The 17,617-nt window shown below is 49.7% G+C and carries 17 protein-coding genes; 13 read left to right on the forward strand and 4 right to left on the reverse strand.

All coding sequences use genetic code 11. The annotated features are described in order from the left end of the window. Positions 1-8: 8 nt before the first annotated feature. The 7 genes from V3C10_08545 (at position 9) to nudC (ending at position 7,764) form a co-directional block, all read left to right on the forward strand. Positions 9-1,463, forward strand: coding sequence for an aminotransferase class I/II-fold pyridoxal phosphate-dependent enzyme (locus V3C10_08545; protein WVP63835.1), 1,455 nt, complete (start codon positions 9-11; stop codon positions 1,461-1,463). Between the two features lie 57 nt (positions 1,464-1,520). Then, positions 1,521-2,381, forward strand: a complete 861-nt coding sequence (gene speE, locus V3C10_08550; protein WVP63836.1) for a polyamine aminopropyltransferase — start codon at positions 1,521-1,523, stop codon at positions 2,379-2,381. After that, positions 2,362-3,228 (forward strand): agmatinase, encoded by an 867-nt coding sequence (gene speB, locus V3C10_08555; protein WVP63837.1) that lies wholly within the window; start codon positions 2,362-2,364, stop codon positions 3,226-3,228. Before speE ends, speB begins: the two co-directional genes overlap by 20 nt. 93 nt (positions 3,229-3,321) lie before the next feature. Continuing rightward, positions 3,322-4,524 (forward strand): saccharopine dehydrogenase family protein, encoded by a 1,203-nt coding sequence (locus V3C10_08560; GenBank protein WVP63838.1) that lies wholly within the window; start codon positions 3,322-3,324, stop codon positions 4,522-4,524. A 31-nt stretch (positions 4,525-4,555) separates the two neighbouring features. After that, positions 4,556-5,707 (forward strand): carboxynorspermidine decarboxylase, encoded by a 1,152-nt coding sequence (gene nspC / locus V3C10_08565; GenBank protein ID WVP63839.1) that lies wholly within the window; start codon positions 4,556-4,558, stop codon positions 5,705-5,707. Between the two features lie 163 nt (positions 5,708-5,870). Beyond that, positions 5,871-6,539, forward strand: coding sequence for an NAD(P)H-dependent oxidoreductase subunit E (locus V3C10_08570; protein ID WVP63840.1), 669 nt, complete (start codon positions 5,871-5,873; stop codon positions 6,537-6,539). A 250-nt stretch (positions 6,540-6,789) separates the two neighbouring features. After that, complete coding sequence (gene nudC / locus V3C10_08575; protein ID WVP63841.1) at positions 6,790-7,764, forward strand: NAD(+) diphosphatase; 975 nt, start codon at positions 6,790-6,792, stop codon at positions 7,762-7,764. A gap of 132 nt (positions 7,765-7,896) precedes the next feature. On the opposite strand, the gene V3C10_08580 is transcribed toward nudC, so the two are convergent. Beyond that, positions 7,897-8,781, reverse strand: a complete 885-nt coding sequence (locus tag V3C10_08580; protein WVP63842.1) for a DegV family protein — start codon at positions 8,779-8,781, stop codon at positions 7,897-7,899. Between the two features lie 313 nt (positions 8,782-9,094). On the opposite strand from V3C10_08580, the gene ilvN reads away from it, so the two are divergent. Next, positions 9,095-9,595 (forward strand): acetolactate synthase small subunit, encoded by a 501-nt coding sequence (gene ilvN / locus V3C10_08585; protein WVP63843.1) that lies wholly within the window; start codon positions 9,095-9,097, stop codon positions 9,593-9,595. Positions 9,596-9,695: 100 nt separating this feature from the next. Further along, entirely contained in the window at positions 9,696-10,706 is a 1,011-nt protein-coding gene (gene ilvC, locus V3C10_08590) for a ketol-acid reductoisomerase (protein ID WVP63844.1), read from the forward strand. Positions 10,707-10,874: 168 nt separating this feature from the next. Here the strand turns inward: ilvC and V3C10_08595 are convergent, their stop codons facing one another. Further along, a complete protein-coding gene (locus V3C10_08595; protein WVP63845.1) occupies positions 10,875-11,417 on the reverse strand; it encodes an SMI1/KNR4 family protein in 543 nt (180 codons plus the stop codon). A 389-nt stretch (positions 11,418-11,806) separates the two neighbouring features. Here V3C10_08595 and V3C10_08600 point away from each other — a divergent pair, with 389 nt between their 5' ends. From V3C10_08600 to V3C10_08610, 3 genes are all read left to right on the forward strand, one after another. Then, entirely contained in the window at positions 11,807-13,186 is a 1,380-nt protein-coding gene (locus tag V3C10_08600) for an FAD-dependent oxidoreductase (protein WVP63846.1), read from the forward strand. A 43-nt stretch (positions 13,187-13,229) separates the two neighbouring features. Then, entirely contained in the window at positions 13,230-14,882 is a 1,653-nt protein-coding gene (locus tag V3C10_08605) for a VanW family protein (GenBank protein WVP63847.1), read from the forward strand. A gap of 239 nt (positions 14,883-15,121) precedes the next feature. Beyond that, entirely contained in the window at positions 15,122-15,475 is a 354-nt protein-coding gene (locus V3C10_08610; protein ID WVP64599.1) for a rhodanese-like domain-containing protein, read from the forward strand. A gap of 182 nt (positions 15,476-15,657) precedes the next feature. Here the strand turns inward: V3C10_08610 and V3C10_08615 are convergent, their stop codons facing one another. After that, on the reverse strand, positions 15,658-15,978 hold the full coding sequence (locus V3C10_08615) for a helix-turn-helix transcriptional regulator (protein WVP63848.1): 321 nt from the start codon (positions 15,976-15,978) through the stop codon (positions 15,658-15,660). A gap of 172 nt (positions 15,979-16,150) precedes the next feature. Between V3C10_08615 and V3C10_08620 the strand changes: the two genes are divergently transcribed. Next, positions 16,151-16,381, forward strand: coding sequence for a hypothetical protein (locus tag V3C10_08620; protein WVP63849.1), 231 nt, complete (start codon positions 16,151-16,153; stop codon positions 16,379-16,381). A gap of 145 nt (positions 16,382-16,526) precedes the next feature. On the opposite strand, the gene V3C10_08625 is transcribed toward V3C10_08620, so the two are convergent. Further along, entirely contained in the window at positions 16,527-17,420 is an 894-nt protein-coding gene (locus V3C10_08625; GenBank protein WVP63850.1) for a LysR family transcriptional regulator, read from the reverse strand. Positions 17,421-17,617: the final 197 nt, after the last annotated feature.

Raw genomic sequence — 17,617 nt, forward strand, 5'->3', positions numbered from 1 at the left:
AATGGAAAATGACGGAGCTTTCCCAGGAGAGGGCGCCCATCTATGAGGCGCTGGAAAAATTTCAGAAAATGAGAGTTGTGCCCTTTGACGTGCCGGGACACAAGAGGGGGAGGGGGAACCCGGAGCTGACTGCCCTGCTCGGGGAGACATGTATGCAGATGGACGTCAATTCGATGAAACCCCTCGACAATCTGTGCCATCCCGTATCTGTCATCGCCGACGCGGAGCGGCTGGCCGCGGAGGCGTTTGGCGCCGCCCATGCATTTTTGATGGTGGGAGGCACGACCTCGGCGGTCCAGAGTATGGTGCTGGCCTCCGTAAAGAGGGGGGAGAAGATTATCCTTCCCAGGAACGCCCACCGCAGTGTGATGGGCGCGCTTGTACTCTGTGGAGCCGTGCCGGTCTATGTGAACCCGGCCGGGGACAAGAGACTGGGAATTCCTCTGGGAATGCGTCTTTCGGACGTCAGGAAGGCCATTGAAGAAAATCCGGATGCGAAGGCCGTGTTTGTCAACAACCCGACTTACTACGGAATCTGTTCCGATCTGCGTTCCATTGCCCGGCTGGCGCATGAACATGGGATGCTCTGTCTGGCCGACGAAGCCCACGGAACGCATTTCTATTTTGGGGAAGGACTGCCGGTGCCGGCCATGGCGGCTGGCGCGGATATGGCGGCCATCTCCATGCACAAGTCCGGCGGGAGCCTGACCCAGAGTTCCCTGCTCCTTACAGGCCCTGCGATGCCGGCCGGTTATGTGAGGCAGATTATCAATCTGACCCAGACGACAAGCGGTTCCTACCTTCTGCTGTCAAGCCTCGATATTTCCAGGAGGAACCTGGCTCTGAGAGGAAGGGAGGCATTTGGAAAGGTAATCGAAATGGCCGGGTATGCCAGAGATGAGATAAACAGGATTGGCGGTTATTATGCCTACAGCAGGGAGCTTGTCAACGGGGACAGTATTTATGACTTTGATGTGACGAAGCTTTCCATACACACCAGGGATATCGGCCTGGCGGGCATCGAAGTCTACGACCTGTTGAGGGATGAGTATGATATCCAGATCGAATTCGGCGATCTCGGCAATATCCTGGCTTACCTTTCCATCGGAGACCGGCAGAGAGAGGTGGAGCGCCTCGTGAGCGCGCTTTCGGAAATACGGCGCCGGTTCAGCCGTGATAAGGCCAGTCTGATGGATTACGACTATATCGATCCCGTGGTGATTCTGTCACCGCAGGAGGCGTTCTACGCAGATAAGGAATCCCTGCCGCTCAGAGACACGGCCGGGAGGATATGCAGCGAATTTGTCATGTGCTACCCGCCGGGAATTCCGATTCTGACACCGGGAGAGCAGATTACGGGTGAGATAATCGATTACATACAGTATGCAAAGGATAAGGGCTGTTCGATGACCGGACCGGAGGATGCCCGGATCGAGAGACTGAACGTGCTGAGAGGGGTATAAAAGAAGAGCAGAAAAAGAGGCGCATAACGGAGTATCCAAACTGAAAGGGGGATAAAAATGAATTTTTGGTTTTCTGAACAACATACGCCAAATGTGAAACTGTCGATCCGGGTGGATCGGCAGCTCTACAGCGGCAAGAGTGAATTCCAGCGGATCGATGTTTTCGATTCACCGGAATTCGGCCGTTTTCTTACATTGGACGGATATATGATGCTGACGGAAAAAGATGAATTTATCTACCATGAAATGATTACCCATGTGCCGATGGCCGTCCATCCGTCGGTAAAGCAGGCGCTTGTAATCGGAGCCGGGGACGGCGGCGTGATCCGGGAACTGACCAGGTATCACGAGATCGAGCATATCGATATGGTGGAGATCGATCCCCTTGTGGTGGAGGTATGCAGGAAATATCTTCCGAAAACGGCCTGCCGCCTGGATGACGAAAGACTTGCCATCCACTACGAAGACGGGCTGAAATTCATCCGGGACTGTGAGAACAGATACGATCTGATTATCGTGGATTCCACGGATCCCTTTGGTCCGGGAGAAGGACTCTTCACAAGGGAATTTTACGGAAACTGTTACAAGGCTCTTAAAGAGGACGGCATCATGGTGAACCAGCATGAGAGCCCCTTCTATGATGACGATGCGGAGGCGTGCAAACGGGCGCATAAACGGATTGTGGAATCATTTCCCATCAGCCGTGTTTACCAGGCCCACATCCCGACCTATCCGTCGGGCCACTGGCTGTTCGGCTTTGCGTCTAAGAAATACCATCCGCTTAAGGATTTAAATGAGACAAGATGGAATATGCGGGGCCTCCCGTGCCGCTACTATACCACCACACTTCATAAGGGCGCGTTTTATCTGCCCGCTTACGTAGAGGAGATGTTAGAAGATGTTGAAGGCAAATATTGAAAATTTTCTGGCCTGCGATGCAGCCTATGAGGAGGCCGGGATCGTGCTTTACGGCGCGCCCTTTGATTCCACCACCTCCTACCGGCCCGGCGCGCGCTTCGGTTCCAGGGCGGTGAGGTCGGAATCGTACGGTTTGGAGAGTTATTCTCCTTATCAGGACCGGGATCTTTTAGAATGCTCCGTGTTTGACAGCGGGGATTTGGAACTCAGTTTCGGGAATACAGGAGCCGCCCTTGCGGATTTGGAACAGAGGGCGGCCGGGATACTTCAGGATGGAAAACTGCCGTTTCTAATCGGCGGTGAACATCTGGTAACCCTGGCAGCCGTCAGGGCGGCAAAGAAAAAATATCCGGATCTTCATATCATCCATTTCGATGCGCACGCCGATTTGAGGGAGGAATATCTGGGGACTGAACTTTCCCACGCCTGCGTAATCAGGCGGTGCCATGAACTGGTGGGGGACGGCCGGATCTTCCAGTTTGGAATCCGATCCGGTGACAGGGAAGAGTGGAACTGGGGACGCGGACACGTGAAAATGGTTCCCTTTACACTCAGGGAAGAAGACATCGGAGAGACTTTAAAAGTGCTGGAAGGAAAACCCGTATACTTTACCGTGGATCTCGATGTAATGGATCCGTCGGTATTTCCCGGAACGGGAACGCCGGAACCGGGAGGCGTGAGCTTTGACGAGCTCCGCAGGGCCGTAACCCTGGTCTGCGGGAACGCCAGCGTGGTCGGTTGTGATGTCAACGAACTGGCTCCGATGCTTGATGCATCCGGGGCATCAACCGCAGCAGCCTGTAAAATCGTCAGGGAAATGCTGATTGCCCTGTCTGGACGGCGTTAGACCAGGGATAAAACAGGCAATAGCAAAAACAGGCAATAACAAGAACAGGACAATAAACCGAACAGACAATAATCAGAAAAGGGAGGATTTATCATGGGAAGAGCGTTAATTATCGGCTGCGGCGGCGTAGCATCTGTGGTCATCCAGAAATGCTGCCAGAACAGCGAAGTATTTGAATCAATCTGCATTGCGAGCCGAACAAAGTCAAAATGTGATGCGTTAAAAGAGAAACTGGCGGGAAAAACAAAGACGGAAATCGAGACTGCGCAGGTGGACGCGGCCAACGTGGAGGAACTGGTTGTCCTCATTGAATCATACAAACCGGACGTGGTGCTGAACCTGGCTCTGCCATATCAGGATCTGGCGATCATGGACGCCTGCCTGGAAACGAAAACCCACTATATTGATACGGCCAATTACGAACCCGAGGACACGGCCAAATTTGAATACAAATGGCAGTGGGAATACAGGGAAAAATTTGAAAAAGCGGGTATCACCGCTCTGCTTGGAAGCGGTTTCGATCCGGGAGTGACCGGTGTGTTTTCCGCATATGCGCTGAAACATGAATTCGATGAGATTAACTATATCGACATCCTGGACTGCAACGGCGGCGACCACGGTTATCCCTTTGCCACCAACTTCAACCCGGAAATCAACATCCGCGAGGTATCGGCCAAAGGCTCCTATTGGGAGGACGGACACTGGGTGGAGACAGAGCCGATGGAGATCAAGAGAGTTTATAACTTTGAAGGCGTCGGCGAAAAGGATATGTATCTGCTGCATCACGAGGAGATCGAGTCCCTGGCGTTAAATATGCCTGGCATCAAACGGATCCGTTTCTTTATGACCTTTGGACAGAGCTATCTGACCCACCTGAAATGCCTTGAAAACGTAGGAATGACTTCCATTGAACCGATTATGTATGAGGGCAGGGAAATTGTTCCCCTTCAGTTCTTAAAAGCGGTTCTTCCGGATCCGGCCTCCCTTGGTCCGCGCACGGTGGGAAAAACCAACATCGGCTGCATTTTCCAGGGAAAGAAGGACGGAATAGAGAAGAAATATTACCTCTACAATATTTGCGATCACCAGGAATGCTACAAAGAGGTTGGCTCCCAGGCAATTTCCTACACGACCGGCGTACCGGCCATGATAGGCGCGATGCTGGTCATGAACGGAACATGGCAGAAACCGGGAGTTTACAATATCGAGGAATTTGATCCGGATCCCTTTATGGATGCATTGAACAAATGGGGACTTCCATGGAAAGAATCTCATGAGCCTGTACTGGTAGACTGAGAATACAGCATCAATGAAGGAGAGACAGCAGATGGAAAACCGGAATCAAACATTGAGAACCCCCTATTATCTGGTGGATGAGGCGTTGTTAACGGAAAACCTGAAGATTTTAAAGGACGTTTCAGAGCGTTCTGGCTGTAAAATTCTGCTGGCGCAGAAGGCGTTTTCCATGTTTTACGCCTACCCGCTTCTGAAAAAATACCTGTCCGGTTCGGCTGCCAGCGGCCTCTTTGAGGCCAGGCTGGGGCACGAGGAATTTGGAGGCGAAACCCATGTCTTTTCCGCGGCATACAGGGAAGATGAGTTTGAGGAAATCCTCCGGTACGCGGATCATATTGTATTCAATTCACCGTCCCAGGTGAAAAAATATGGGGACAGGGCAAAACGGGCGGGAAAATCCGTAGGACTCCGCTTAAATCCAGAGTGTTCAACCCAGGAGGGACATGCGATCTACGATCCCTGTTCCCCGGGTTCCAGGCTGGGTACCGTAAAGAAGAATCTCGGCAGCGCCGGAGACTTTGAGAACGGGATACTGCCCCTTCTGGACGGCTTCCATTTTCACACTCTCTGTGAACAGAATTCGGATGCGTTGGAGATAACGCTGGCGGCGGTAGAAGAAAAGTTCGGTCCATACCTGTCCGGTCTTAAATGGCTGAACCTGGGCGGCGGCCATCACATCACGAGACAGGACTATGACAGGGAAAAGCTGATAAGCCTGATTAAAAAGCTGAGGGAAAAATACGGTCTGGAGGTATATCTGGAGCCGGGGGAGGCCGTTGTATTGAATGCGGGTTTCCTCGTTTCCACGGTGCTGGAACGGATGGAAAACGGAATGGAGATTGCGATTCTCGACGCGTCGGCCGCCTGCCACATGCCGGATGTGCTGGAGATGCCCTACCGCCCGCCGGTACAGGGCGGCGGTGAACCAGGGGAAAAGAAGTATACATACCGCCTCGGCGGCCCAACCTGCCTGGCCGGAGATGTCATAGGGGACTATTCCTTCGACACTCCGCTTGAGGAGGGCGGACAGGTGATTTTCTGTGACATGGCGCTCTATACAATGGTGAAAAATAATACATTTAACGGAATGCCGCTGCCGTCCATCGTATTCAGGGATGCCGTAGGGAATTTGCGGCTGGTAAAAGAGTTTGGCTATGAAGATTTTAAAAACCGTCTTTCATAAAGCGGAACCTGCTGTGACCCGAAAAGCAGAGCCTGCCATGTCGCGATAAGAAGAGCCCGTTATCCCGCGAGGCGCAGTTTAACGTTAACAAAAGGATAAAAATTCCTTACTTTGCCCATACTATCCGAAAAGCGAAAGGCGTAAACAGGCTGCCGTCTTCCCAATGCAAACTTACAGTAAAGGGGAACGGTGGCAGGAGTATGAGCAGGAGAGTGAGAGCAAAATGAAAAACCAGGAGAAAAAATCAGAGGCAAAGATAAGCGCAGCTGGAGAAAGCCTGGCCGGGAGAAACTTGACCGGGGGGAGCCTGGCCGGGGAAAGCTTGATTGGGGAAACCATATCGGATAAACGCGAGGAGGGGCTGAAGGAAATACTGGGATATTACAGCAGCATGACATCCCCTTCCTCCCAGGAGAACATTGTTTCCATGCTGCAGGAGATACAGGAGCTGTACGGCTGCATTACCCCCGAACACAGCGCGATGGCGGCGGAAGCGGCAGGGGTGAAGGGGACGGTAATCGACTGTATCATGAAGCTGTACAAAAGCCTGAAACCGGCTCCCTACCGGCACCGCCTCACCGTCTGCACGGGGAAAAACTGTCACCGGGAAGACAAAGATTTTCTGGACACGATAAAGAAGGAGCTTGGGATCAAGGGGAAAATTCCTTCCTCTGGTGCATTGTCCCCGGATAAGAAAATCCTCCTGGAAACGAGAGACTGCCTGAAACAGTGCAGGACCGCTCCCAATTTTCTTCTGGACGGCAGGCTTTATGCCGGGAGTGGGAACTGTGACGTGAAAAAGCTGATAAAAACGCTGAAAGCGGAGCAGTAAGAAAACGCTTGAAGACGTTTAGGCCGGAAAAGGTATACAAAGAACCAGACCTTGAGGGTGCCTTACTCGGCGCCCTCTATTTTTTTTGCCGTAATATAAAACGACATTTCCATTGCACCTCCTGCCAAAAAGCAATATAATAGTTCAAGTGGATGAGAACGGGAAAAAGAAGGACTGGGCGGACTTCGTCTCTGGCCGATGCCCCATTTCCCGTCTGAAAATATACAAGATGAAAAGGATGGTATACGAAATGATACAGGATATTGCCCCTCATAAATTTGACAATGCCTTCAGCGACCGGAAACCGGAACTGGATGATTACGTCTTACTGATACATAATAACGGCGCACTTCTGATTAACAGGGAGGCAGAAGTGCAGGACAAAAGCGGAAACATGGAGAATCAGAACGCTTTTTTTGCCCGGGAAGCTCTCTTTGAAATCCCAACGTTTTCCGATCTGGCGGCAATCGTGCCCGATGCGCGTAAACGGGCGGTTTATTTATTTTCAATCGATGAAAAACCATATTTTCTTCTGGAGAAAAAAGAAGGGGAAGAAATAGAGGGAAATGGCTGTTTGGAATGGAAGGGAACACAGTATTTCAGAATGATGGAGCCGATGTTCCAGGCGTTTGCCGCAATCACGGCAACACAGGTCTGGCGGTGGCGCGAGAGCAGAAAGTTCTGCGGCCACTGCGGTGCAAGGACGATGGACAGTAAGACGGAACGGGCCCTTGTATGCCCGGCATGCGGACAGATTGAATATCCGAAGATTTCCCCGGCCGTCATTGTGGCGGTTACAAACGGAGATAAATTGCTGATGTCAAAATACCGCGGCCGTGCATACAGAGGCTATGCCCTGATTGCCGGTTTCGTAGAGATTGGAGAGACATTCGAGGAGACAGTCCGCAGAGAAGTCATGGAGGAAGTCGGCCTGAAGGTCAAAAATATCCGGTATTTCAAGAGCCAGCCCTGGGCATTTACCGATACGGAGATGATTGGATTCTACGCCGAACTGGACGGAGACGACTCCATCCGCCTGGAGGAGGATGAACTTGCCGAGGCAGGCTGGTATACGAGGGAAGAGATTCCGGATGACGAGGTACTGATCAGCGTCGGCAGTGAGATGAAAATGGCCTTTAAATATGGTGACGACTGGATGGAGAAGCTCGGAACGGCAAAAGGAGCAGGGGAGACAGGGGAAACCAGAAAAAGCGCAAGAGCCTGAAACGTACGGAAACGCGATAAGAAATACAGTAATATGGAAAATCGGTAATTTAATAATGATAGAAATACAAACAGGCCGCTGGCGATTATCTGCCGCGGCCTGTTTGTATTTCTATGGGTGATTCTGCGTTTCCTATAATTTCATGATTCCGATTCCCAAAAGTCCCGGTCCTGTATGTACGGCAAGGGATGCGGTGATCTGTTTGGTAAGAAGAAGCTCCCCGTTCGGGATTTCCTTTGAAAGGCGTGGCAGCATCTCGGCGGACGCGGCAGCGGCGTCGCCGTTCAACAGGGAGAACCAAACCGGAGAATCTCCGGCAAATTCCTTCGCCTCGGAGAGAAGCTTGGTCAGACCCTGTCTGGAGCCCCGGATTTTGGCGACTGTATAATAGACACCCTCCTCGTTGCAGGAGATAATCGGTTTCAGATTTAAGATACTGCCTACGATGGAGGTGACGAGTCCGATCCGTCCCCCCTTCTGCAGATAGGTCAGGGTATCCATATAATAGAAGATCTTCGAATCCTTCACCTTGCCGGGAAGGATGCGGACCAGTTCGTCATAGGACATGCCTTCCTCCAGCTTTTTCGCGGCCCATACGGCTAGAACCCCCGATCCAAAGGAAACATTGCGTGTGTCAAGAACAAAGGAGGTCAGTTCCGTCTCCTCGTTCAAAACGCCGCAAATCGTATTATAGGTGCCGCTCAGCCCGCTCGAGATGGCAAAAGACAGTACGTGGGTATAACCTTCCCGCTTAATCTCATCCACCATATCCTTCACTTCCTGCGGTCCGGGAGTGGAAGTGTGCGGGATTTCCCCCGGAAAACGGCTGTACACCATCTGCGGTGTAATATCCAGATCATCGGAATAATCCTTTTCAGGATAAATGACATGCAGCCGCAGAAGCTTCATATGATACTGCCTGATCAGCTCGTCCGTAACATCACAGCCCGAGTCAATCAGAATAGCAACTTTCTCATGGGTATCTTTATTCTCATTCGCATTATAATCTACATTCATAATCAAAAACCTCCAGATGTGGTTATCAAAACTACTTATTAAAGTATGACATAATAGGAGGGTGCTGTCAACTAAAAAGTAGTTATAATGTTGAAGAGAGGGGAGGAAGCTTTCTTCCGTATCCCCCCCACACCATACCTTCCCACGGGACTGAAGACTCACAATCCATCCATCCGCGTCCCCAAACGATAAATAAGATATATCTGAAAGTAATATGACCCATTCCTTTTAATTAGTTGACAAAGAAAGATTTGATTGTTAATATTAAATGTAATACATAGCGATGTAATACATAGCGAGGTGAGGATTGCAGATGAGCAGAATTGTTTTATCATTATTAGTAGATAACACCGCCGGTGTTCTGAGCCGTGTGGCAGGCTTATTCAGCCGCCGCGGATATAACATTGAGAGCCTTACCGTAGGCGTTACAGCCGATCCGAGATATTCCAGGATGACGGTAGTGTCTCTGGGAGATCAGCAGGTGCTTGAACAGATACAGAAGCAGCTGGGAAAACTCGAAGATGTCCATGATATTAAGGAACTCCGGGAAGGTCATTCCGTTTACCGTGAGCTTATGATGGTAAAGGTGAGAGCCAATGCCAGTGAGCGTATGGCAATTAATTCAATTGCCGAGATTTTCCGCGCGTCGATTGTAGACGTTGGCAAGGAATCCGTCACGGTTATGCTGACAGGAGATCAGTCCAAGCTGGATGCGATGATTAATCTTCTGGAAGATTATGAGATACTGGAGCTTGCAAGGACCGGACTTACCGGACTTTCCAGAGGGGCAGACGACGTCCGCTTCCTTCCGTAACCAAGTTACAAAGTGTCGCCAAAGGCGCACAGAGAGGCGTCGGCGGCATTCTTTATAAAATTATCAACTTTATACATATCCCAAGGAGGAGTACACAAACATGGCAAAGATTTATTATCAGGAAGATTGTAATTTATCATTATTAGAAGGAAAGACAATTGCCGTTATCGGTTACGGCAGCCAGGGACATGCCCATGCGCTCAATGCAAAAGAGTCGGGCTGTCATGTAATTATCGGTTTATATGAAGGCAGCAAATCCTGGGCGAAGGCAGAAGAAGCAGGATTTGAGGTTTATACAGCAGCAGAAGCAGCTAAGAAGGCCGACATTATCATGGTTCTTATCAACGATGAGAAACAGGCTCAGATGTATAAAGAGTCCGTTGAGCCAAACCTGGAAGAGGGCAACATGCTGATGTTTGCACACGGTTTTGCCATCCACTTCGGTCAGATTGTTCCTCCGAAGAACATCGACGTAACGATGATTGCACCGAAGGGACCGGGACATACGGTAAGAAGCGAGTACCAGAGAGGCAGAGGAGTTCCCTGTCTGATCGCAGTTCAGCAGGATTTCACGGGCAAAGCCCATGATAAGGCACTGGCTTATGCACTGGCTATTGGCGGAGCAAGAGCAGGCGTGTTACAGACCACATTCCGCGAGGAGACCGAGACCGATCTGTTCGGCGAGCAGGCTGTTCTCTGCGGCGGCGTTACAGCCCTGATGAAAGCAGGATTTGAAACTCTGGTAGAAGCAGGATATGAGCCTGAGAGTGCATATTTTGAGTGTATCCATGAGATGAAGCTGATCGTAGACTTAATCTATGAGAGCGGATTTGCAGGAATGAGATATTCCATTTCCAATACGGCTGAGTTCGGCGATTATATCACAGGACCGAAGATCGTAACAGACGAAACAAAGAAAGCAATGAAGCAGATCCTCACAGACATCCAGGACGGTACGTTTGCAAAGAACTGGCTGCTTGAGAATCAGGTTAACTGCCCGCACTTCAACGCAATGAGAAAGAAAGAAGCGGCTCATCAGCTTGAAGCTACCGGAAAAGAGCTGCGTAAGCTCTATAGCTGGAACAATACAAACAAATTAATCGATAACTAATATCCGGCATCCGGCCAATGAAGCAGCGGTTCCGGGCAGCAGCCTGATCGGGAACCGTGTCACAGAGATGTTGGTACATATACGGCATAGTCTAAACAGACTATGCCGTTTGTTAAATCAAAGGAAAGCGGAATACCCATTTGATAGAAAATAATAAGTCTCTGCCGGTCAGCCGGCGTAATCTTTAAAATAATCCACATCCTCCTGATGATCCAGCCACAATTCAAACCATCCGAGAAAATCCTGGCGTTCGCAGCAGGGCTGGACGCCGACATCGGTAAAATTCCAGACCTCCCCCCGGCATTTGCCGCTCACAATCAGGTGATAACTCATAGCGTCACCGAGATCAATCAGTTCAATTTCTCCATTATAAGCCATCAGTTCAATTGCCTCTGTCAGTGCATTTCCTTCGGGAAAATCCGTATCATCTTCCCAGATCCATTCTTTTTCCAGTATAAACGGCCTCGATAAGTCTTCCCAGTCCATTTCATCCATCCCCATTAACCGAAAGCCGTCAATCATGACGCAGCCATTGCCGATTTCTTTTAAAAACATGCGGTATGCCTCCGGAAGCCGGATATTACAATGCGTTTCAAAACGCAGAATCTCTTCTTCCGTAAGGGGGTTCCCCATATCAATTTCCAAAGCAGCTATTTTTTCTTTTATCCGAACGATGACTTGTCCGTATTGTTCCTTTTTATATACAGGCATTCGTGTTTCCTCCTGTTTCATCCAATTTTCCAAAGTATACCACAAATATGAGTAAAAAAGTAGAGTATAATAATTTATGTCCCGCGCTGCGTTTTTTGCCGTTTCTGTGCATCGCGCAGCCTGTTATTGTTTGCGGCACAGCTGCTTTTTAACCGTGGTATGAACAGTAACGGGGACAGGGTGTTTGGGTTCCGCTTTGCCGTCCGATTTATCTTTTTTCATTACAAAAGCTGTATGAGGTTTTTTCCTTTTGGCAAAAATAATATTAGTAAAATTAGAAAATATTTGAAAAAAGTGTTGACAGGAAGAACTGTATCTGTTATTGTAACAGTATGAACTGTAACTAAAAAAAGTACAGATTGAAAAGAAGATAAATAAGGAGGAGCAACATGGAGAACAGGAATCATAATTATGACGCGGTTATCATCGGTTTTGGCAAGGGAGGTAAAACTCTCGCGGCGGCAATGGGAAAGGCCGGAAAGCGCACGGCGCTGATTGAGCAGTCTTCCGGTATGTACGGCGGGACCTGTATCAACGTGGGGTGTATTCCGACCAAGTTTCTGGTACATAAAGCACAGGAAGCAAAGATGTCCGCAGGCAGCTTCGAGGAGCGGGCGGCAATGTATGAGAGGGCAGTCGAAGGAAAGTCGGGCCTTACCGGAAAGCTTCGCGAAAAGAATTATCAGAAGGCTGCACAGGCTCCCAATGTGACGGTTATCACAGGCAGGGCAAAACTGCTTTCCCCGCACACGGTCGAGGTGACGACAGAGCAGGGGAGGGAAGAACTCGAAGGCGCGCAGATTTTCTTAAATACAGGTTCCGCAGCTTTTGTACCTCCGATTGAAGGGCTGAAAGGAAATCCATATGCATATACAAGTGAAGGGCTTCTGGAACTTAAAAAATTGCCGGAGAAGCTGGTAATTATCGGCGGCGGTTATATCGGAGTAGAGTTTGCCTCCATTTATGCGGACTTTGGCAGCAGCGTTACGATTCTCCAGAACGAAGAGCGCTTCCTTCCGAGAGAGGATGAGGAGATAGCAAATGCCGTAAGGGAGAATCTTGAGAGCCGCGGCGCAACCGTGATTACAAGCGCCGGAATCCAGTCGGTGCTGGAAGATAACGGCAGGGCCTCCGTTACGGTAAAGGTTGGCGGCACGGTGACAAAATTAAGCGCGGATGCGGTTCTTGTAGCAACAGGAAGAAGGCCAAATACCACAGAACTGGGCCTGGAAGCAGCCGGTGTGGAGCTGAATGCCCGCGGCGGAGTGGCTGTAAATGAGCATATGCAGACTTCCGTACCGCATATTTATGCAATGGGGGATGTGGCGGGTGGACTTCAGTTCACCTATATTTCACTGGATGATTTCCGCATTGTCAAATCGGCGGTTCTCGGAGACGGCAGCTATACGCTCAATGAACGCGGAGCCGTACCGTACAGTGTCTTCTTAAATCCTCCGTTCTCCAGAGTGGGAATGAGCGAGCAGGAGGCAGTTGAAAAGGGATACCAGGTCAAGGTAGCCAGACTGATGGCAGGGGCAATCCCGAAGGCCCAGGTGTTAGAGCAGCCTTCCGGTCTTTTAAAAGCCGTGATCGATGAGAAGACAGGTTTGATTCTGGGAGCGCATCTCTTCTGCGAAGAGTCCCATGAGATGGTTAACCTGGTGAAGCTTGCAATAGACGCACAGATTCCTTATACAAAGCTGCGCGATATGATTTACACTCACCCGACGATGAGCGAGGCATTTAACGACTTATTTAACATTGACTAAATGATGAACAGCGGCAGTAGAGCCGGATAAAGAGACGATAAAAATGACGGAACGAAATAATGGAAGGAACGGAAAGAATATGACAAGGAGCAGAAAGAGGGCAGGGAGGCGCCGGAAGTATCCGACGTTCATCATCGGAGCGGCAGGGGCTGTGGCGGTGATTCTTGCAATCACCCTGCCCCTGATACAGAAAAAGCAGGCGGCAGCTCTGGGAAACATGGAAACGCAGGTACAGGAGAGTATCATTGATAAAGAGAGCGGTTCCACTTTAGAGACATCGGGGAAAACGGCCGCGGTAACTGTAGAAGATACCGTCATCACCGGACTTTCAGGAGAGGAAGCACAGGAGACATTAAAGAAAAAATATTCCGGTCCCGTAACGGTTCAGGGGCCGGATGGAACGGAGGAACTCGTAAACCCGGTTGACAACGAGATAGGGCGTCTGATTCAGAGCATCCCATCCCGGCCGGAGGAGGAACTTAAACTGTCGTTCGACTACGGAAAAATGGAGGAGGATGTGCGCGGGCAGGTTTTGGCCCTTGCCGAAAAATGGGACAGAAAACCCTCCGATTCCAAGGTGGTGTCCTTTGATAAAAAAACAGGTGTCTATGAATATTCCAAAGAGGCAAGTGGACGGACGCTGAATCAGGACCGCCTGGTGGAAGATATCATGAGAATGGTAAAAGAAAAGAACTATTCCGCACCAGTGGAGGCCGGTTTTACCGTGACGGCGCCGGCACGCACCCAGGCGCAGGCGAAAGCCCAGTATAAGGTGATTGGAACGTTTAAAACAAAGCTGACGAACAATAAAAACAGGAACCAGAACGTCACCCTGGCCGCAGAGGCCATTGACGGACTCATCCTGCAGCCGGGCGAAGAATTTTCATTTAACAATACAACCGGAAACAGGACGAAAGAAAAAGGATATCAGCCCGCGGGAGCCTATAGAAACGGCGTTCTGATTGAGGAGCCGGGCGGCGGAGTGTGCCAGGTATCCACTACACTTTACCACTCCATTATAGAAGCCGGTTTTAAGACCACGGAGCGCAACGCCCACAGTTTTGCCCCCTCTTATGTAGAAAAGGGGCAGGATGCCATGGTCAGCTTCGATGGTTACGCAGGCCCGGATCTTAAATTTGTCAATACAAGCGCTGCACCCATAGTGCTGCGGGCTTCTGTCGACGGACTGGAATTAAAATTATCCATCGTCGGCATACCCGTTCTGGAAGACGGGGTAAAAGTAAGTATTAAATCGGAAAAAGTCAAGGATACGGATCCCGCAGCGCCGTCCTACGAAGAGAATGTGCAGCTTCCATTTGGAACGGAGCAGGTAGTGGATCAGGGACAGAGCGGTTCTGTGTGGAAGAGCTTCCGTGTCGTGACCAAGGACGGAAAAGTAATGAAAGAGGAACCTCTTCATAACAGCTACTATAAGAGCAAAGCAGGAAAAATTGAACGAAACACGACGGTGCCTCAGACGGTATTACCGGCAGAATCAGGAAGCGCCCAGGAGGGAGTTCCGGAAGCAGGACAGCCGGGTACGGATCAGACCGGTTTGCCGGACGCCACAGATGTGACCGGCCCCGCTGACGCCGCGCTGCCGTCCGGATCTGTACAACCCGCAGAGCAGGCAGATCCCGCTGGAGCGACGGAATCTGCCGGGCCGGCGGGACCCGGAGGACCGGGACAGAGTTAAACAGGATATAATCATAACGACACAAAAGACAAAGGAAAATATTTCCAGTTGGATTTTTCAGATAAGAGGGCTAAAATATGAAGAAAAGCACATGGATTGGATTAGGGGCAGGAGTTCTGCTTGTGATGGGCCTGGCAGGATGTGCAGGGGCAAAGGCCGGGAAACCGGCACAGGTACAGACGGAAACCGGCATGGAAACCGGTATGATGGCCGGCATGGAGACAGAAATGGAGGAACCGATGGGAGAGCAGGAGAATACACAGATGGAACCGCAGCCGGAAGAGACGGCATATCATAAAATCTCGGCGGCAGAAGCAAAGGAAATGATGGAACAGTCAGAAGTGACGGTAGTTGACGTGAGGACGCTGCAGGAGTACAAGGAAGGCCATGTACCCGGTGCAATTAATATTCCTAACGAGGAGATTCTGGATACGGAGCCGGAGCTTTTGAATGATAAGGATGCAACACTTCTGGTATACTGCCGTTCCGGAAGACGCAGCAAAGACGCCTCCGATAAGCTGGTAAAGATGGGCTATAAAAACGTTTATGATTTCGGCGGTATTATCGACTGGAATTACGATACGGAAAAATAGAGGTGATAAAGGATTCCGGGGCAGAACCGTGTAACAGCGGTATGGCGCAGTAGAAAGAAAGTGACGAAAAGTACGCATTGCATACTTTTCGCCATTGGTGCCTGTGACTAGTGTACGGAGAGCACGGCAATGGAGTTTCTAAATTCAAAGAAGTAAATGAGCCGCAGCGTCTGCCTGCCGTTTCAGCGCCTGTGTTCCGCCAGAGATTTTATAATTGCCAGGACATGTCCCAGGACTTCACTGCTCAGATTTTGGCATTCTTCCGAAATTTCCTTAATCTTTTGCGGATCCTTTTTGCCGGATGCGAAAAAATCGGACGGTGATATCGCCAAATATTCGCAGATATAGAAGAAAACTTCCATAGAGGGCATGGATTTTCCATTTTCCACTTTATTGATGTAACCGGGGTTCTGTCCGAGAGAAAGACTCATGTCCCGGGCAGATACCCCTTTTTTTTCGCGCAGTTCCGATAATCTTCTGCCAAAGTCAAATTCGCTATACATATCACACCGCCTTTATATGTATAGTTTATGCCATAAACTGGTAAAAATATCGCATTATATGCGCAGTAACGATTGACATGAAGCATTCGATGCCGTAAAATAGATGATATGTAGTGTTCAACGTGATATGACAGAAATTATAACTTCAATTTGTATTGGCGAGGTAATCGGAATGGATAAGAACAAGGGGATTTTGGATGAATTGAAACGAATCGTGGGATGTCTGTATATATCGGATCTCCATGATTCCTGCCGCTTTGACGAGATAAAGAGGGCATTGAGAGAGATTGAGTCCGGCCGCTACGACGACAGAGAGTGGCGGGAAGCCTTTGAATATGTATCGGGGAGGAAACTCCTGAATGAGACGGAAGAACAGGTACGCAGCTTGTTTGGAGACTTATAAAAGCGAATACAAAAAATAGAGGATATTGTTTTGACACTCCGTGGCGGGTGGTGAAACAATATCCTTTTTCATATCACAGGAAACTCCTGTGATATGAAAAGCCCTCCGGGCAGGAAGTGCACTCGCGCGAAGAGGTAATATGCCGTCAATCGCGGCTGGAGGAGCAGAAATGTATAAAATTATTCATCGTCTTCGTGGCATAGGCCGGGTTATAGGCAAAACCGATGGTTCTGTTCCTGATAGGGGAGCTTAACGGAATCTCGATCAGTGAACCGTCGGCCAGTTCATTGCGGACAAACTCCCGGATGACGCAGCCGATGCCGAGGCCGGTTTTGGCAAACTCAATCAGGAGATCCATGGTGGTGGCCTCTAAAACCTGCTTTACTTCTATATTATGCTCGGAGAAATAGGCGTCGATATGGGTTCTGGTCATATTGTTTCTGTCCAGCAGAAGGATCGTGCCCGCGGAGAAAATGTTGACATCCTCCCCCTCGCGTATTTTTAAGTTGTCCAGATATGATTTTGTACAGACGAAGGTGTCCTCGATTCTCATAATCGGCATAAAGGAAAGTGATCTTCTGGTTCTGGGTTCCGCGATCAGGCCGATGTCCAGTTTCTGCTGTTCCAGCATGGATATGGTACGGGCGGTATCCTGGCTGTCAATCATAACTTTGACATGGGGATATTCCTCCACAAATCCTTTCAGGTAGGGAAGCAGGATATATTTACAGAGCGTATTGCTGACTCCAATCTTGATCTGTCCAATGTTAAAATTCTTAATGCGCTTCAGCTCGTTCTCGCCCCGGCTCAGCGTGTCGAAGGCATTGCTGACATGGCTGAACAGAACCTGCCCCTCCACCGTAAGCTGGACGCCTCTGGAATTTCTCGTAAACAGAGAGATGCCCAGGTTTTCCTCCAGCTTGCTGATCGATTTACTGATGGCCGGCTGACTGATGAACAGCTCCTTGGCCGCTTTTGAAATATTGCCCGCTTTGGCGACAGCGTAAAAAATTTTGTACTGGGATAAATGTTGTTCCATATCGTTTCCCCTTATCTGAATGAGTATATCAGTCGCAGCGGCAGTGATCCTGGACCGCCGTGTTACTGTTTGCATCATGCCGTTTTCTGGCAGTCAGCGAACCATAACTATAACTGAAGTTTATACCATATATTCGTATTATATATTTGTATTATAGCAGGGCTGATGCTATAATGTAAATACATAATTTTTAGGAG

Source organism: [Clostridium] symbiosum (assembly GCA_036419695.1).
Lineage (GTDB): Bacteria > Bacillota > Clostridia > Lachnospirales > Lachnospiraceae > Otoolea > Otoolea symbiosa_A.

Excerpts from the sequence above, each read along its gene's own strand:
- V3C10_08545 (WVP63835.1), top strand. The coding sequence starts at position 9 with ATGACGGAGCTTTCCCAGGAGAGGGCGCCCATCTATGAGGCGCTGGAA.
- speE (WVP63836.1), top strand. The coding sequence starts at position 1,521 with ATGAATTTTTGGTTTTCTGAACAACATACGCCAAATGTGAAACTGTCG.
- speB (WVP63837.1), top strand. The coding sequence starts at position 2,362 with ATGTTGAAGGCAAATATTGAAAATTTTCTGGCCTGCGATGCAGCCTAT.
- V3C10_08560 (WVP63838.1), top strand. The coding sequence starts at position 3,322 with ATGGGAAGAGCGTTAATTATCGGCTGCGGCGGCGTAGCATCTGTGGTC.
- nspC (WVP63839.1), top strand. The coding sequence starts at position 4,556 with ATGGAAAACCGGAATCAAACATTGAGAACCCCCTATTATCTGGTGGAT.
- V3C10_08570 (WVP63840.1), top strand. The coding sequence starts at position 5,871 with ATGCAAACTTACAGTAAAGGGGAACGGTGGCAGGAGTATGAGCAGGAG.
- nudC (WVP63841.1), top strand. The coding sequence starts at position 6,790 with ATGATACAGGATATTGCCCCTCATAAATTTGACAATGCCTTCAGCGAC.
- V3C10_08580 (WVP63842.1), bottom strand. The coding sequence starts at position 8,781 with ATGAATGTAGATTATAATGCGAATGAGAATAAAGATACCCATGAGAAA.
- ilvN (WVP63843.1), top strand. The coding sequence starts at position 9,095 with ATGAGCAGAATTGTTTTATCATTATTAGTAGATAACACCGCCGGTGTT.
- ilvC (WVP63844.1), top strand. The coding sequence starts at position 9,696 with ATGGCAAAGATTTATTATCAGGAAGATTGTAATTTATCATTATTAGAA.
- V3C10_08595 (WVP63845.1), bottom strand. The coding sequence starts at position 11,417 with ATGCCTGTATATAAAAAGGAACAATACGGACAAGTCATCGTTCGGATA.
- V3C10_08600 (WVP63846.1), top strand. The coding sequence starts at position 11,807 with ATGGAGAACAGGAATCATAATTATGACGCGGTTATCATCGGTTTTGGC.
- V3C10_08605 (WVP63847.1), top strand. The coding sequence starts at position 13,230 with ATGACGGAACGAAATAATGGAAGGAACGGAAAGAATATGACAAGGAGC.
- V3C10_08610 (WVP64599.1), top strand. The coding sequence starts at position 15,122 with ATGGGAGAGCAGGAGAATACACAGATGGAACCGCAGCCGGAAGAGACG.
- V3C10_08615 (WVP63848.1), bottom strand. The coding sequence starts at position 15,978 with ATGTATAGCGAATTTGACTTTGGCAGAAGATTATCGGAACTGCGCGAA.
- V3C10_08620 (WVP63849.1), top strand. The coding sequence starts at position 16,151 with ATGGATAAGAACAAGGGGATTTTGGATGAATTGAAACGAATCGTGGGA.
- V3C10_08625 (WVP63850.1), bottom strand. The coding sequence starts at position 17,420 with ATGGAACAACATTTATCCCAGTACAAAATTTTTTACGCTGTCGCCAAA.